Origin of the sequence: Salipiger sp. PrR007, from assembly GCF_010499845.1 — a bacterium.
GTDB classification, from domain to species: domain Bacteria; phylum Pseudomonadota; class Alphaproteobacteria; order Rhodobacterales; family Rhodobacteraceae; genus Salipiger; species Salipiger pacificus_A.
This window is the reverse complement of record NZ_JAAGOZ010000050.1, coordinates 14369-29722: the sequence shown is the minus strand read 5'-3', so window position 1 is coordinate 29722 and position 15354 is coordinate 14369. Positions and strand designations below refer to the sequence as shown.

At 68.2% G+C, this 15354-nt stretch carries 11 protein-coding genes; 3 read left to right on the top strand and 8 right to left on the bottom strand.

Annotated features, from left to right (window positions below):
• Positions 1–2 precede the first annotated feature (2 nt).
• Together G0Q01_RS19175 and pepN are read right to left on the bottom strand one after the other, a co-directional pair.
• Complete coding sequence (locus G0Q01_RS19175) at positions 3–743, bottom strand: SDR family oxidoreductase (protein WP_164213738.1); 741 nt, start codon at positions 741–743, stop codon at positions 3–5.
• Positions 740–3289, bottom strand: a complete 2550-nt coding sequence (gene pepN / locus G0Q01_RS19170; protein WP_164191608.1) for an aminopeptidase N — start codon at positions 3287–3289, stop codon at positions 740–742. Before pepN ends, G0Q01_RS19175 begins: the two co-directional genes overlap by 4 nt.
• A gap of 196 nt (positions 3290–3485) precedes the next feature.
• Between pepN and G0Q01_RS19165 the strand changes: the two genes are divergently transcribed.
• Positions 3486–3689, top strand: coding sequence for a hypothetical protein (locus tag G0Q01_RS19165; protein WP_164213736.1), 204 nt, complete (start codon positions 3486–3488; stop codon positions 3687–3689).
• A gap of 14 nt (positions 3690–3703) precedes the next feature.
• On the opposite strand, the gene G0Q01_RS19160 is transcribed toward G0Q01_RS19165, so the two are convergent.
• The 3 genes from G0Q01_RS19160 to G0Q01_RS19150 all read right to left on the bottom strand — a co-directional run bounded on the left by G0Q01_RS19160 (position 3704) and on the right by G0Q01_RS19150 (position 9160).
• On the bottom strand, positions 3704–4060 hold the full coding sequence (locus G0Q01_RS19160) for a hypothetical protein (protein WP_164191605.1): 357 nt from the start codon (positions 4058–4060) through the stop codon (positions 3704–3706).
• Positions 4061–4160: 100 nt separating this feature from the next.
• Complete coding sequence (locus tag G0Q01_RS19155; RefSeq protein WP_164191601.1) at positions 4161–7856, bottom strand: efflux RND transporter permease subunit; 3696 nt, start codon at positions 7854–7856, stop codon at positions 4161–4163.
• Complete coding sequence (locus tag G0Q01_RS19150; protein ID WP_164191598.1) at positions 7853–9160, bottom strand: efflux RND transporter periplasmic adaptor subunit; 1308 nt, start codon at positions 9158–9160, stop codon at positions 7853–7855. The genes G0Q01_RS19155 and G0Q01_RS19150 overlap by 4 nt, the downstream gene beginning before the upstream one ends.
• 306 nt (positions 9161–9466) lie before the next feature.
• Here G0Q01_RS19150 and G0Q01_RS19145 point away from each other — a divergent pair, with 306 nt between their 5' ends.
• Positions 9467–10123 carry a hypothetical protein gene (locus tag G0Q01_RS19145; protein WP_164191595.1) on the top strand — a complete coding sequence of 219 codons (657 nt, stop codon included), beginning with the start codon at positions 9467–9469 and terminating at the stop codon, positions 10121–10123.
• Positions 10113–11495 carry a PQQ-like beta-propeller repeat protein gene (locus G0Q01_RS19140; protein ID WP_203595091.1) on the top strand — a complete coding sequence of 461 codons (1383 nt, stop codon included), beginning with the start codon at positions 10113–10115 and terminating at the stop codon, positions 11493–11495. The genes G0Q01_RS19145 and G0Q01_RS19140 overlap by 11 nt, the downstream gene beginning before the upstream one ends.
• A gap of 125 nt (positions 11496–11620) precedes the next feature.
• Here the strand turns inward: G0Q01_RS19140 and G0Q01_RS19135 are convergent, their stop codons facing one another.
• The 3 genes from G0Q01_RS19135 to G0Q01_RS19125 form a co-directional block, all read right to left on the bottom strand.
• Positions 11621–12622, bottom strand: a complete 1002-nt coding sequence (locus G0Q01_RS19135) for a GntR family transcriptional regulator (protein ID WP_108965116.1) — start codon at positions 12620–12622, stop codon at positions 11621–11623.
• 268 nt (positions 12623–12890) lie between these two features.
• Positions 12891–14273 (bottom strand): aspartate aminotransferase family protein, encoded by a 1383-nt coding sequence (locus G0Q01_RS19130; RefSeq protein ID WP_164191592.1) that lies wholly within the window; start codon positions 14271–14273, stop codon positions 12891–12893.
• A gap of 31 nt (positions 14274–14304) precedes the next feature.
• Positions 14305–15342 carry a histone deacetylase family protein gene (locus tag G0Q01_RS19125; RefSeq protein WP_164191587.1) on the bottom strand — a complete coding sequence of 346 codons (1038 nt, stop codon included), beginning with the start codon at positions 15340–15342 and terminating at the stop codon, positions 14305–14307.
• Positions 15343–15354: the final 12 nt, after the last annotated feature.

Genomic DNA, 15354 nt, shown 5'->3' with positions numbered 1-15354 from the left:
GCTCAACGCCCGCCGCCGACGTCGAGGATGCTGCGGGTCACGTAGCCCGCGCGCTCCGACAGCAGCCACAGGATGCTCTCGGCCACTTCCTCGGCGGTGCCAGCGCGGCCCAGCGGCGGCGTGTGGCCGATGCGGGCGAGTCGGTCGGGCTCGCCACCCTTGGCATGGATGGCGGTTTCGATCAGCCCGGGTCGCACCGCGTTCACCCTTATGCCCTCGGAGGCCAGCTCGTCGGCGAGACCCAGCGTGAAGGTGTCGATCGCACCCTTGGAGGCGGCGTAATCCATGTATTGCCGCGCCGATCCCAGCCGGGCCGCTACCGACGAGACGTTGACCACGCCGCCGCCCGCGTGGGCGCGCATGTAGGCCACCGCCTGCCGGGCGACCTCGATGGCGCCAAAGACGTTGACCTCGAACACCCGCCGGACCCGCTCGGGGGTCAGATCGGCGAGCGATGCCGTGGGCGCGACGATGCCGGCGTTGTTGACCAGGTCGAGCGGCCCCGGCGCCAGCGCGGTCAGCTCGGCAAAAAGCTCGGCCACCTGCGCGGGATCGGAGACATCCGCGCCGATGACATGCGCCTCGGCGCCCTCGGCGCGGACCTCCTCGGCCACCGCTTCGGCGCCGTCCCGGTCAAGGCCGTAGTGGACCACGACGCGCTCCCAGCCGCGGGCGGGGGCGAGGCGGCAGGTTGCCGCCCCGATGCCGGCGCTGCCGCCGGTGACCAGCAGCAGCCGGCTCATGACAGCAGACGGGTGACCATCTCGGTCACGTCGCGCGAGAGACCGGGCTTGGCGGCGATCTTCTCGAGCTCTGCCTGCATCATGCCGCGGCGGGTCTCGTCGTAGCGCTTCCAGGTCTGGAAGGCCGAACACATGCGCGCGGTGGTCTGCGGGTTCTTCTCGTCCAGCCTGATGAGCCAGTCGGCGAGCAGCCGGTAGCCGGCGCCGTCGATGCGGTGGAATCCGGCGTGGTTCATCGCCAGACCGCCCATCACCGCGCGGAAGCGGTTGGGGTTCTTCCAGTCGAAGTCGGGGTCCTCGGTCAGAGCCTTGGCGCGGTCTGCGGTCTCGGAGGGGCCAGAGGCGGCGACCTGCAGGGCGAACCACTTGTCCATCACCAGCCGGTCGCCGTTCCACTGGGCGCGGAACTTCGCGAGCGCGTCCTCGCCCGCACCCGCCTGCACGAGGCAGGCCAGCGCCGAGAGCTGCAGGGTCATGTTGTCGGCGCTCTCGAACTGCGCCTTGGCCGCGTCGCCGCCATCGAGACGCGAGGTCAGCGCCAGCACCGCGCCGCCAAGGGCGCGCTTGCCGGATTGCTCGGCATCGGGCTGGTAAGGCTCGGTGACCCTTGCTTCTTCGGCGAGCTGCGGCAGCAGCTGCGACCAGCGCTCGGCGCGGGTCTTCTTGAGCACCTCGGTGGCGGTCCAGATCGCGTCGGGATCCGGCGTCACGCCGCGCTGGTGCAGCACCTGCGCCAGCTCGGATTGCGTCGGCGTGCCCAGCATCAGCGCGCGATAGGCCGGATCGAGCGCGCTGTCGCGGATCACCGCTTCGAGCCCGTCGAGCCAGGCGGTGTCGGGTTCGGCGCCCTCGGTGATCATCGCCACGAGGCACTCGCGCGCCAGATCGCGGTTGGCTTCCCAGCGGTTGAAGCTGTCGGTGTCATGGGCGAGCAGGAAGGCGCGTTCCTCGCGGCTCGTCTCTCGGTCCAGCACCACCGGGGCCGAGAAGCCGCGCAGGATCGAGGGCACGGGTTTGGCGCTGAGGCCGTCGAAGGTGAAGCTCTGCTCCGCCTCTGTCAGCTCAAGCACGGTGGTCGGCTGCACCTCGTCGCCGTTGGGCGAGAGCAGGCCGACAGCCACCGGGATCACCTGCGGCGCCTTGTCGGGTTGGCCGGGGGTGGGGGGCGTGTGCTGCTTGAGGGTCAGCGTGTAGGTGCCGTCCGCGAAGGCCTCGGAGACCGCCACATGCGGGGTGCCCGCCTGCGAGTACCAGCGCTTGAACTGGGTCAGGTCGCGCCCGGTGGCATCCTCGAAGACCTTCAGCCAGTCCTCGATGGTGGCGGCATCGCCGTCGTGGCGTTCGAAGTAAAGGTCGAGCGCCTTGGCGTAAGCTTCGTCCCCGACCAGCGTCTTGAGCATGCCGATCACCTCGGCACCCTTCTCGTAGACGGTGGCGGTGTAGAAGTTGTTGATCTCCTGGAAGCTCTCGGGGCGCACCGGGTGCGAGAGCGGCCCTTGGTCCTCGGGGAACTGGCGGCCGCGCAGGTCGATCACGTCGGAGATGCGCTTGACCTCCTCGCCGCGCATGTCGGATGTGAACTGCGCGTCGCGGAACACCGTCAGACCCTCTTTCAGACACAGCTGGAACCAGTCGCGGCAGGTGATGCGGTTGCCGGTCCAGTTGTGGAAATACTCATGCGCGATGATCGCCTCGATGCGCTCGAAGTTGGCATCGGTGGCGGTCTCGGGCGAGGCGAGCACGGCGGAGGAGTTGAAGATGTTCAGCCCCTTGTTCTCCATCGCGCCCATGTTGAAATCGTCCACGGCGACGATGTTGAAGATGTCGAGGTCATACTCGCGGCCATAGACCTCCTCATCCCACTTCATCGACTTTTTCAGCGCCTCCATGCCGAAGGCGCATTTGCCCTCGTCGCCGGGGCGCACCCAGAGGTTCAGCTCGACCTCGCGGCCCGACACGGTGGTGAAGCTGCCGGGGTGGTTGACCAGATCGCCGGCCACGAGCGCGAAAAGATAGGCGGGCTTCGGCCACGGATCGTGCCACTCGGCCCACCCCTCGCCGGAGCCCTGCGGATTGCCGTTCGACAATTTGACCCTCTCGTCGCCCTCGATGCGCACGGTGAAGACCGACATCACGTCGGGACGGTCGGGGTAGAAGGTGATCTTGCGAAAGCCCTCTGCCTCGCATTGCGTGCAATACATGCCGTTCGACATGTAGAGACCTTCCAGCGCAAAGTTCTCGACCGGCGCGATCTCGACCTCGGAGTCCCAGGTGAAGGCGCCTTCGGGTACGGCGCAGGTGAGGCCGGTGTCGGTGACCTCGGGGGTGACAGGGGCGCCGTCGATGGCGAAGGAGATCGGCTTGATCTGCTCACCGTGCAGGAAGAAGTCCTGCTTCGGCGCATCGGGGTTGGGTGCAAAGCGGATGCGTGAGCGGACGCGGGTCGCCGAGGGCGCAAGCACGAAGGTCAGATGCACCTCTTCGGCGGTCCAGCCGAAGGGGGTGTAATCCTTGAGGTAGATGGTCTGTGGGCTTGCGTCCTTCATGGGCGTCTCCTTGCCTGAAGTGGAGGGCTGGCGCCTGCCGGAACCGGCGCGCCAGCGGGACGTTATGCTCATGAGAGACGCGCGGCAACCGCTGCGCCGGTGAAATGCCAGTGGCGCGCGGCATGGCGTCGAGGACGGCGGGAGCAGAGGCTCCGGCATGCCTCTCGTAAACAATGCCGCGCAAGGGAGGAAAGACATGTCCGCACCCGATACCAACACGAAGACGCAGAAGAAGGAACACCGCTGGCCCCTGATGGCGATCTGGGGCGCGCTGGTCGTCGTGGCGCTGCTGCTGGTCTGGTGGCTGGTCTACGCGACAAATGGCGAAGCGCCCGAGCCCGGTCAGGCCGCCGCGCCGGCTGCAGAGGCGCAGGAGGGCGCGGCAACGCCCGCCGACTGACGCGGCCCGGCGCCTCAGTCGCAGCGCACCACGCCATCCTCGTCCGTCACGCAATTGCGCTGCGCCCGCCGCGTCGTGTCGGGCGGGCGCGTCGCGCTGAGCGCGCCGCCGCGGTCCGCCGTCGGATCGCCCGGCGCGATGAAGCTGCCGCCATCGGTGGTGTCACGCACGATGCCGTTCCTGTCAGTGGTCTGCGGCGTGCTTCGACGCTCGCGGGTGATCCCCAGATGATCGGTCGAAAAGGTCGAAGGGCCGGGGCAGCGGGTGATCCCGTTCGGGTCCGGCACGCAGCCCTTGAGCTGCGCGGCGAGCGGGCCGGGCAGGGCGGCGGTTGCGGTGGCAAGGGCCAGGGCGGCGAGCGAGGACTTCATGGCAGGTCTCCCGTTGGGGAAAGCACCGGGCGTGGGTGCTCTCCCTTGATATAGGAAGCGATGACTATAGCGCCAATTCCCGGCGCCGCACCGTGCCGCGTTATTCGGCCGCGCGCATTGTCGTGTTTGCGCCCGGCCTGCCACTGCCCTCGGCGTCGGGATCGTCCCAGAGGATCAGCGGTGCCTTCACCTTGCGGGCTTCGCGCTGCAGGGCCCAATCCCGCGCCGCGCGGCTGCCGCGCCCGAAGGAGGCGATGGCCAGCAGCCGCGCGATCCAATGGGCATAGGTCGAGAGCCACACCCGCAGCGCCAGCATGGCGGGGGTGAAGACCAGCGTCAGCACCGTGGCCACCGACAGGCCGAAGACCACCGCCGAGGCCAGCGGCTTCCACCACAGCGAGGTCGGCGCGTTGATCGAATAGCCGCCGCCGAAGAAGTCGAGGCTGAGCCCGATCATCATCGGGAAGAGACCCGCGATGGTGGTGATCGTGGTCAAAAGCACCGGGCGGATGCGGTCCTCGGCGGTGCGCACGATGGCTTCGAGCCGCGGCATGTAGCGCGAATAGTCCTGGAAGGTGTCGATCAGCACGATGTTGTTGTTCACGACGATCCCGGCGAGCGCCACGACCCCCGTGCCGGACATGATGATCGAGAAGGTCTGGTCGAGCACGATCATCCCGAGGAACACCCCGGCGGTCGAAAGCACCACCGCAAGCAGCACCAGCACCGAATTGTAGAAGCTGTTGAACTGCGCCAGCAGGATGATGAACATCAGCCCCAGCGCGGCGGCGAAGGCCTGGGTCAGGAAGGCCTGGCTTTCCGCCTCCTCCTCCTGGTCGCCGGTCCATTCCCAGCTGATGCCCGGGGGGAACTCGGTGCTTTCCAGAAGGCTCGAGAGGGTGGCGATGCGCTCGTTTGGCGTGACCGGCACCGTCGAAAGCGCGCCGCTTGCGGCGGCCTCGCGGATGGCATCGCCGCTGGTGCCGTCTTCGGTGCGGGTGATCTCATAGGCCGTGCCATGCAGCGTCAGCGTGCCGTCACCGGTCTCGCGCCCGTAGCCGAGCGTCTCGCCGCCCAAGGTCAATTTCACCAGCCCATCGGCCACACCTGCCTTGACGTCAAAGTAGCGCTTGCGGCCCTCGCGGTTGATCTCGGCGAGCTTGGGCACCGGGGTGCGGGTGATGAAATGCGACAGCGGGATCAGCCCGTCGCTGGTCCGGACGCGCAGGGTGTCGAGGGTCGAAAGCACCCGGTCCTGCTCGGGCAGGCGTACGCGGATATCGATTTCTTCGTCCGAACTGTCCACCGGCATGGTGTCGAGCGTCACGCCGCGGGTAACGAGCTGCACCATTGCGCCGACGGTGGCGACATCGGCGCCGTAGCGCCCGGCCTCTTCCACGTCGACGTCGATCTGCCAGTCGATGCCGGGCAGGGGGCGGGTGTCCTCGATCAGCCGCAGGCCTTCCATGGCGTCGAACTCGGCCCGCGCCGTTTCGGTCGCGGCCAGCAGGTCGTCCCAGTTGTCGCCTTTCAGCCGAAGATGCACCGGCTTGGCCGAGGCGGGACCCATGGCGAGGTTGAGGATCTCGGTCTGGATGCCGGGAATGGTGGCGAGTTGCTCGCTCAACTCGGCCAGTACGATGTCGCCGTCGAGCTCGGGCCGGTCGCGGCGGTCCTCCCATGGCACCACCTCGAGCTGGATCTGCCCGATCGTGTCGGTGGGCGGCTGCGCGCCGCCGGTGTTCGATTCAAGCCCGCCATCGCCGGCAAAGGCAAAGGCGGTCTCGATGCCCGGGTGCTGCAGGACGATGGTTTCCGCCCGTTTGACCAGGGAGTCCTTCTCGGCCAGCGACAGGTTGCCACGGGCGCGGACGTAGACGATGGCCTGCTCGGGCTCACTCTCGGTGAAGAACTCGGTGCCGTTGTTGTTCTGCCCGTAGTAGCCGAAGACCGAGATCACGAAGAAGATCACCCCGCCGATTGTCACCAGCGGCATCACCGGGTTGCCGGTGACAAATTGGATCAAACGCCCGAAGAACGTCCGGCGGTAGGTCTTGCGGACCTTGTTGCGTTTGCGCTCGATCTGCGCCGCATCAAGGGTGATCGAGGCCATCACGGCAAAGAGCAGGAAGATCACGATCCCCGGCACCCGGGCGCCGCGCCCCTCGATCATCGTGACCCCGAGAAATGAGGGGTTCAGCACCAGCAGCGCGCCGAGCAGCATCCCGGCCAGCGCCACCGGCACCAGCGCCGCGCGGGCCGGCCAGCCCTCGACGCGCTTGCGCAGCGTCAGCGAGGCGTTGTGCAGCGCGCGCGAGAACCGGCCCGAGACGCCGCCCATCACCGGCAGGTAGACCAGCGCCACGATCAGCGAGGCCGAGAGCACGAAGATCAGCGTCACCGGCAGCATGCCCATGAACTCGCCCGCGACCCCGGGCCAGAACAGCATCGGCAGGAAGGCGCAAAGGGTGGTCGCGGTCGAGCTGACGACGGGCCAGAACATCCGCTTGGCCGCCTCGACATAGGCGTGCATCGGCCCGACGCCGTCCGAGATGCGCTTGTCGGCGTATTCGACCACCACGATGGCGCCGTCGACCAGCATGCCGACGGCAAGGATCAGACCGAACATGACGATGTTCGAGACGCTGATGCCCATGATTGCCAGCAGCACGAAGCACAAAAGGAACGACGTCGGGATGGCGAAGCCCACCAGCAGCGCCGCGCGGGTGCCGAGCGAGCCCAGCACCACGATCATCACCAGCGCGATGGCGGTCAGCACCGCGCCCTCGAGCTGGCTGACCATGGAATCGACGATGCGCGACTGGTCGTTGCTTTCCTCGACCGCCACCGTTGCCTGCAGCTCCTCGGGCCAGCCCTGCTGGGCCTCGGCCACGGTTGCGCGCACGGCGCTGGCGGTGTCGATGAGGTTGTAGCCCTTGCGCTTGACCACCTGCAGCGCCACCGCGGTGTCGCCGTTGAAACGCGCGGTGCCCGTGCGGTCCTCGAAGGTGAGGCGGATGTCCGCCAGATCGCCGAGCGTGACCACCCGGTCGCCATTCACCTTGATCGGCAGGTCGAAGATGTCTTGCGGTTCGCGGAAGCTCGAGGGGATCTTCACCGAGAAGGTGCCGCGCTCGGAGCGCACCTCGCCCGCGGCGATGAGCTGGTTGTTGTTCTGGACGGTCTGGATCAGCTCGCTGGCGGTGACATTGTAGCTTTCCAGCTTCAGCGGGTCGATCACCACTTCGACCATCTCGTCGCGGTTGCCGGCGATCCCGGCTTCCAGCACCGAATCCAGCGCCTCGACACGGTCTTGCAGGTCCTTGGCGACCCGCGCCATGGTGCGCTCGGGCAGGGGGCCGGTGAGCGAGACGATGATGATCGGGAACTCCGAGAAGTTGATCTCGGAGATGGTGTATTGCTCGGCGCCCTCGGGGAACTTGGCCTGCGCCTTGGTCATCGCGTCGCGGACCTCGGCCATGGTCTCGGTGCGATTCCAGCCGAATTCGAACTCCATGGCGACCCCGGCGTAGCCTTCCGAGGCGACGCCGCTGATCTTGTCGAGCCCGTCGATGTCCGAAAGCTCGGTCTCCATCGGCTTGACCATCAGTGTCTCGGCGTCCTCGGCCGAGATGCCGGGGAAGGGAACCGACACGAAAAGCGCCGGGATCTCGATGTCGGGCTCGCCCTCTTTGGGCAGGGTGAGATAGGCGAAGGCCCCCGCGACAATCGACAGGACGATGAAGGCCAGCACCATGCGGGCGCGCTCTGCCGCCCAGTCGACGATGCCGGTCACTGGAGGATCTCCTGATAGCTCGGCGCGACCGGCACGCCGTCGGTGACGTACTCCTGCCCAAGGGTGATGACGTCGACGCTGTCCGGCAGCCCGGCGATCCAGACCCCCTCGGGCGAGTCGCGCAAGATGCTCACCGGCACGAATTGCGCGGTCTGCTCGGCACTCACCGTGCGCAGGCCCATGCGCCCCTCGTCGTTCAGCGTGAGCGCGCTCTGCGGCAGCAGGTGCGCCATCGCGCCGTCGGCCTCGATGAGGATGCGCGCGGTCTGCCCGGCGCGCAGCGTCAGGTCGGGGTTCTCGAGCGTGACCTCGATGCGGAAGGTGCGGGTGGTCTCGTCAGCCTGCCGCGAGACGAAGGTGACCTTGCCCACCCGTGTCTCGCCGCCGGTCAGCTGCGCCCCGGCACGCGCGCCGAGGTGGATGCGGGCGACATCGGCCTCGGGCGCGTAGCCCACCAGCCGGATCGGGTCGAGCTGCAGGATATGCGCGCAACTGGCGTTGGAGGAGGGGTTCATCAGCAGGCCGAGCTCGGCGGTGTCGCTTTCCAGCACGCCGCCGAAGGGCGCGGTGATGGTCAGGTTCCCGACCGCCTTGCGGGCGCTTGCGACGGCGGCCTCGGCGCTCTGGATCGAGGCCTCGAGGCTGTCGGTTCCGGCGCGGGCGGCTTCCAGCCCGGCCTCGGCGCTGCGCACGCTGGCCTCGGCGGCGCGCATCTTGGCCTCGGCAGAGGCGACGGAGGTGCGCGAGGAATAGCCGCCCTGCGACAGCTCGCGGGCGGCGGTGAGGTTGATCTCGGCCTCGGCCACATCGGCTTCGGCCTGCGCCAGCAGCGCCTCGGCTTCCGGCAGCGAGGCCTCGACCTGCGGGCGCTGCGCCCGGGCCTCGGCCAGACGGGCTTCGGCCTCGATCAGCGCGGCGCCGGTGGTGCCGGGGTCGAGCTTGCAGAGCACCTCGCCTTCCTCGACCAGCGTGCCCTTGCGCAGCGGCGCCGAGATCACCCGGCCGGCGGCTTCCGAGAGCACCTCGACCTCGCGCGAGGGCTGGGTCTCGCCGCGCAGCAGCACGGCGTCGTCGATCTGCTGGGCCCGCGAATGGCGGGCCATGACCGAGACGGCCCCGGGGAGGGAGCTATCGGCGGCGGGGGCCTCGGTCGCGGCGGGTGCGGCGGCGGTCTCGGTCGCCATATCCTCCGGCTCCTCCTGCGCGCCGCCGCGGGCCCAGCCCATCAGCCGCTCGCGGTCGAGCACCACCGCGTAAAGGGCTGCCGCGACGATGATGGCGGTGAGGATCGAAATCAGTTTCATGCTGGCCTTCCCAGGTTCTTGGCCCAAGCCCGGCGATAAATACGCACAGCCCGCGCTGCCGGATCAGCCCGAGACAAGACCGAAGCCGGTCCTGATACAGAGGGGCAAAGCCGGGAGCGCGCGGAGACGTGACTAAACTCTTCAGTTCAGAATAGAGGATTTGGGAAACCGATCAAGCGGACATATGCCCGTTCAAATGGGCCGATCGGCGCAGAAGAGATCAGCCAATGCTGCCGCGGGCTTGGCCTTGGCAGCCTGCGCCTGCCGCGTTAAGAGAGGGCAACAATCGAAAGGTGAGGCAGCCCCGTGAGCAATACCGACAGTTTCATCGACGAGGTGACCGAGGAGGTCCGCCGCGACAAGCTCTTCGCACTGCTCAAGCGCTACGGTTGGATCGGCGTTGTGGCGGTGCTTGCCATCGTCGGCGGCGCCGCCTGGCGCGAATACAGCGCGGTGCAGCGTCAGGCGCAGGCCGAGGCCTTCGGCGATGCACTGCGCGGCGCGCTCGAGGCAGATGCCCCGGCGGACCGTGCCGCGGCGCTCACCGACGTGAATGCCCCCGGCGCCGAGGCGAGGGCGGTGACTGATCTGCTGGCGGCGAGCGAGCTGGCCTCCGCCGAGGAGGGCGCCGCCGCGACCAAGCTGCTCGACGATGCGGCCGCCAACGGCGATCTGCCGGAGATCTACCGCGAGATTGCCGCCTTCAAGGCGGTGAGCCGCACCGACTCGGGCCTTTCGGACGACGAGCGGCGTATCCGGCTCGAGGCCCTCGCGGTGCCCGGCAAGCCGCTGCGGCTGCTCGCCGAGGAGCAACTCGCGCTGCTCGACATCAAGGCCGGCGACACCGAGGCCGCGCTGGAAAAGCTGCAACGCATTCTTGAAGATGCAGAAATCACCGCGGGCTTGCGCCAGCGTGCGACACAAGTGATTGTGGCCCTCGGCGGCACGCCCGATGCGGGCTGACCAAACGCCCGAGGCCGCGGCAAGGATCAAGAACGACGGGGGCAGTGTTTTGCGCATCACCACGATTTCCGCAGCGCTTCTGGGGCTGACGGCGCTTGCCGCCTGCGAGCGTCCCGAGGCGGTGCTGACCGGAGAGCGCCTCGGCGCCCGGGAAATTCTCGAGAACGGCGGGGCAGAGGAGTTCACCCCGGCCAACCGCGCGCAGGCGATCTCGCTCGGGGCGGCGGCGAACGGCGCTGCCACGCAGAGCCCGGTCTCGCCCTTCGCCCGCACCAACCACGCGGCGCTCTCCTTGCCGCTGCAGCCGGTCTTCGCGACCGACATCGGCAAGGGCGACACGCGGCGGAACCGGCTCAACGTCGATCCGGTCTCGGACGGCAGCCGCATCTACACGATGGATTCCGCGCACACGGTGAGCGCGGTCAGCACCTCGGGCCAGGTGATCTGGCGGAAGAGCATGGTCGCCCCGCGCGATCAGGCGAGCCAGGCGCAGGGCGGCGGGCTCGCGGTCGAGGGCGGGCGGCTCTATGTCACCTCGGGCTTCGGCACGCTCACCGCGCTTGACGCCGCCACCGGCGCCGAGGTCTGGAGCCAGAAGCTCGGCGGTACCGCCACCGGCGCGCCCACGGTGCGCGGCGGGCTGGCCTATGTGACCTCGTCGGATTCCACCGGCTGGGCAATCGAGACCGCCACGGGCCGCATCCGCTGGCGCATCGATTACCCCGAGGATTACAACAACGTCGCCGGCGCTCCGGCCCCGGCCACCGATGGCGAGATGGTCGTCTTCGCCTTTGGCTCCGGTGCGCTGCAGGCGGCGTTCAAGCAGGGCGGTCTGCGCCGCTGGACCGCCGACGTGGCGGGCAGCCGCAACGGCAAGGCGCTGGCCACGGTCACCGACATCACCGGCGATCCGCTGATTTCGAACGGCGTGGTCTACGCGGGCAACCATTCGGGCCGTGTGGTGGCGCTGTCGCTCTCGGGCGGCGAGCGGCTGTGGACCGCGCGCATGGGCGCGCTGGATCCGGTCTGGCCGGCGGGGGACTCGGTGTTCCTCGTCTCCGACCTCAACCAGCTGGTGCGGCTCGACGCCCGCACCGGCGCGCAGATCTGGGCGGTGGACCTGCCGGGGTACAAGCCGGTACGTACGCCGCAGAAGCGTCGCGACAGTGCCTTCGTGAACCATGGCCCGATCCTTGCGGGCGGGCGGCTGATCGTTGCCTCCTCGGACGGGCTAATCCGCGCCTTCGACCCGGCCTCGGGCCAGCTGGTCGGCACCACGGCGATTGCGGGCGGGGCGACGACCCGGCCGATCGTGGTCAATGGCACGCTCTACGTGATCTCTTCGGAGGGCGTGCTGCACGCCTATCGCTGAGCCAGGCGCCGATCGGCAGCGATCCGGACCGGAACCAGCCAGTCATCAACGAAACGGGCGGCACCGCGCAAGCGGTCCGCCCATTTCTCGTTAGGGGGCCACGCATGGCCCGCCGGGGTCGCGGTTTACCCCTCCGCGCCGGGCCGTTCGCGGCGGCGGCAGCGGTCGAGCAGCTGCGGCAGGATGCTGCGAAGCTCCTGGCTGTCGGGTGTGTGGCGATACTCGAAGGCGCTCTGACCCGGCGCCAGCCGCGCCGCGAGGTAATCCGCGCCGGTGGCGTAGATCAGCACGTCAGCCTCGGCGATCTGCGTGCGGGCCGCCTCGCTCTCGTCGCCGCGGACCACCATCGACAGACGGCTCACATGCGGCGCATAGCGCATCACGTTGGCCTTCATCATCGACACGTAAGTAGGGAAGTAGGAATAGCCGACCACCGAGGCTTCGGGCGGGATCGCCGCCAGGGCGACGCGGGTCGCCTCGTTGGGGATGACGGTCAGCCCCACCACCTCGGCCTGCGGAAACAGCGCGCGCGCCTGCGGCAGCAGCGTCCGCGGCGAGAGCACGATGTCGAAATCCTGGGGCGGGGCACCCGCGACCTCGTCGATCAGCATCGGCTCGATGCTGTCGCCGGGCGCGAGATGCGGGCGCACGTCGGCGGCATAGGCGCGGGTGGCCTCGGCGAAATTGCCCAGCATCAACACCCGCACGGCGCGGGTGTTGCGGGGGCGGTCCATGCCGATACGCGTGGCGAGGTCGGCCCGGTCGATGCCGCAGTCACGGGCGAGGGCGATGAGGTTGGTGATCGCCCGCTCCAGCGTGTGAAACTTCTCGGGGTCCGCGACCTGGGCGTTGGGGCTGACGAAGGTGCCGGAGCCGACCCGCCCCTCGACATGTCCGGCGGACTGCAGCGCGGCGTAGACATTGCTCACCGTGACCGGCGAGAGGTTGAGCTGCCGCGCCAGCGCCCGCACCGAGGGCAACCGGGCGCCGATCGGCAGCTCGCCGGAGGCGATGCCGAATTCCAGCGCGCCGCGCAGCTGCTGGGGGATGCCGACGCTCGAGCACGGGTCGATTGCATCCGCAATGCGGGCCAGTGCCTCGTCGAGTTGTGCCTGTCTGGATGTCATGGCGTGTCAATGATGAAAAGCGCTGCGAGCTACAAGATATTGAAACACGAATATGGCTATTTGAATACAAATTACGCTGTCCTGACACAGCATAGCACGGCGGTCAGCACCGGCAGGCGGGATCTTTGGCGAGGGCTCCGCGCATTGGTCGAGCGGGGGCCGGGATGCGATGGGCCGTGGCAGGAAGGCAGGCGCAGGGCACCCGCCAGCCGAGCAAGAAAAAGGGCGCCCCGCGGGGCGCCCTTCGTACGTCATGAACAGGGGAGACTCAGGCCAGACCTTCGTCCTGCACCCACTCCCAGCCGCGGTCCAGCGCCCGGCCGAGGCGGGCAAGGATCTGGTCGATGTCGTCCTCGGTGACGATCAGCGGCGGGCAGAGGGCAACGGTCTCGTAGACCGCGCGCAGGATCAGCCCCTCTTCGGCGCAGAACTTCACGACCTGAGGCGCGACCTTGCCCGCGGGCTCGAAGCTGAGCCGCTTTTCCTTGTCCTTGGCCAGCTCGACGCCGCCGATGAGACCAACGCCGCGCACCTCGCCGACCAGCGGATGATCGGCGAACTTGCGCAGACCCTCCTGGAACTTCGCCTCGAGCCTGGCGGCGTTGCCCATCAGGTCCTGTTCCTCGATGATCTTGAGGTTTTCAAGACCCACGGCGCAGGCGACGGGGTGGCCCGAGCCGGTGAAGCCGTGGCCGAAGGTGCCGAGCTTGGCGGTGTGGTCGGCGATGGTGTTATAGACCTTGTCGTTCACGATGATCGCCGCGAGCGGCATGTAGGACGAAGTGAGCTGCTTCGAGGTCACCATGATGTCCGGGGTGAAGCCGTACTTCTCGCAGCCGAAGGGGGTGCCGCAGCGGCCGAAGCCGTTGATGACCTCGTCCGAGACCAGCAGGATGTCGTACTTGTCGCACAGCGCGCGAATGCCCGGCCAGTAGCCCTCGGGCGGGGTCATCACGCCGCCAGCACCCATCACCGGCTCGCCGATGAAGCCGGCGATGGTCTCGGGGCCCTCGGCGAGGATGGTGTCCTCGGCCTCCTTCAGCAGGCGCGCGGTGAACTCGGCCTCGGTCTCGCCCTCTTCCGCCCACTTCCAGTAGTGCGGGCAGGTCAGGTGGGTGACCGGGATCGCCGGCAGGTCGAAGTCCTTGTGGTTCGCCGGCAGGCCGGTGAGCGAGCCCGACGCGATGGTGATGCCGTGATAGCCCTTGTTGCGGGCGAGGAACTTCTTCTTCTCCGGACGGCCGAGCGCGTTGTTGTAGAACCAGACCATCTTGATGACGGTGTCGTTCGCCTCGGAGCCGGAGTTGGTGAAGAACACGCGGTCCAGACCCTCGGGGGTCATTTCGGCCAGCTTCTCGGCGAGGCGGATCGACGGCTCATGCGCCTTGTGCGCGAAGCTGTGGTAATAGGGCAGCTCGGCCATTTGCTTGGCCGCCGCCTCGACGAGGCGCGGCTGCGAGAAGCCCACGGCCACCGACCACAGGCCCGCGAGCCCTTCGATGTATTCCTTGCCCTCGGAATCGTAGACGTGGACACCCTCGCCACGGGTGATGATCATCGGCCCCTGCTCCTCGTGGAGGCGCATGTTGGTGTAGGGGTGCATACTGTGTGCAATGTCCGAGGCATGCAGCGAGTTGGGGATCTTGTTCATCTGGTACTCCGAGTTCCTGTCTTACACGCCATCAGGCTGCGCGCGGGTCCTTGCCGAGAAAGCCTCCGAGGAAGGAGGCCAGCGACGTTGCGAGGTCGGGCGAGAGATAGCCGCCTTCCTGCACGATCACTGTGGGGAGCCCCGCCTCGGCAATCCGGCGGCCCGCTTCGGCGAAACCATCGAAGCTCACCTTCATGCCGTCAAGGGGGTCATTTTCATGGGCGTCGAGCCCAAGGCTCACCACCAGCGCGCCCGGTGCATAGGCTTTGATGCGCTCGATGCCGTGATCGAGGGCGGCAAGCCAGCCGGGGGTCGTGGTGCTGCGCGGCAGCGGCAGGTTGAGATTGAAGCCTTGGCCAGCGCCGTTGCCCGTTTCATGGGCGTAGCCGGTATAGAACGGGTAGTAGTCGTGGGTCTCGGCATGAACCGAGACCATCAGCACGTCGGCACGGTCGTAGAAGATTGCCTGCGTGCCGTTGCCATGGTGTACGTCGATGTCGAGCACCGCCACGTGGCTGTGCGCCCCGAGCAGGTGCTGCGCGGCAATGGCGGTGACATTCATCAGGCAATGCCCCCCCGCGACATCGGCGGTGGTATGGTGCCCCGGCGGGCGGCAGAGCGCATAGGCGGCGAGATCGCCGGCCATCACCGCCTCGGCGGCGGCCACGGCGCAATCGGCGGCGCGGCGGGTCGCCAGCCAGCTCTTCGGACCGATCGGGGCAGAGGTGTCGGACATGTGCCAACCGGCGCGGGCGACAATGGACTCGGGGTATGTGGTCACCGGCCCGCGCGGAAAGACGTTGGCCACCACCTCTGGCCCGGCGTTCGGCAGCTCCTGCCACGCGTCCCAGCCGGTCTCGAGAAAGTGCAGGAACTCGGGCGTATGCACCGCCTCCAGCGCGGTGCGGGGTGCCTCGGGCGGGCTCTCGGTGCCGAGACCGAGCCGACCGAGCCCCTCGAGCAGCAGCATCGCGCGCTCGGCCCGCTCGGCGTTGCGCACCACGGTGCCATGGGTGAGGCGGAACTGGGGGTCGTGCCCCTCGCTTTCGGGGGCGTAGAAACATTTCATCGGGCGCGACCT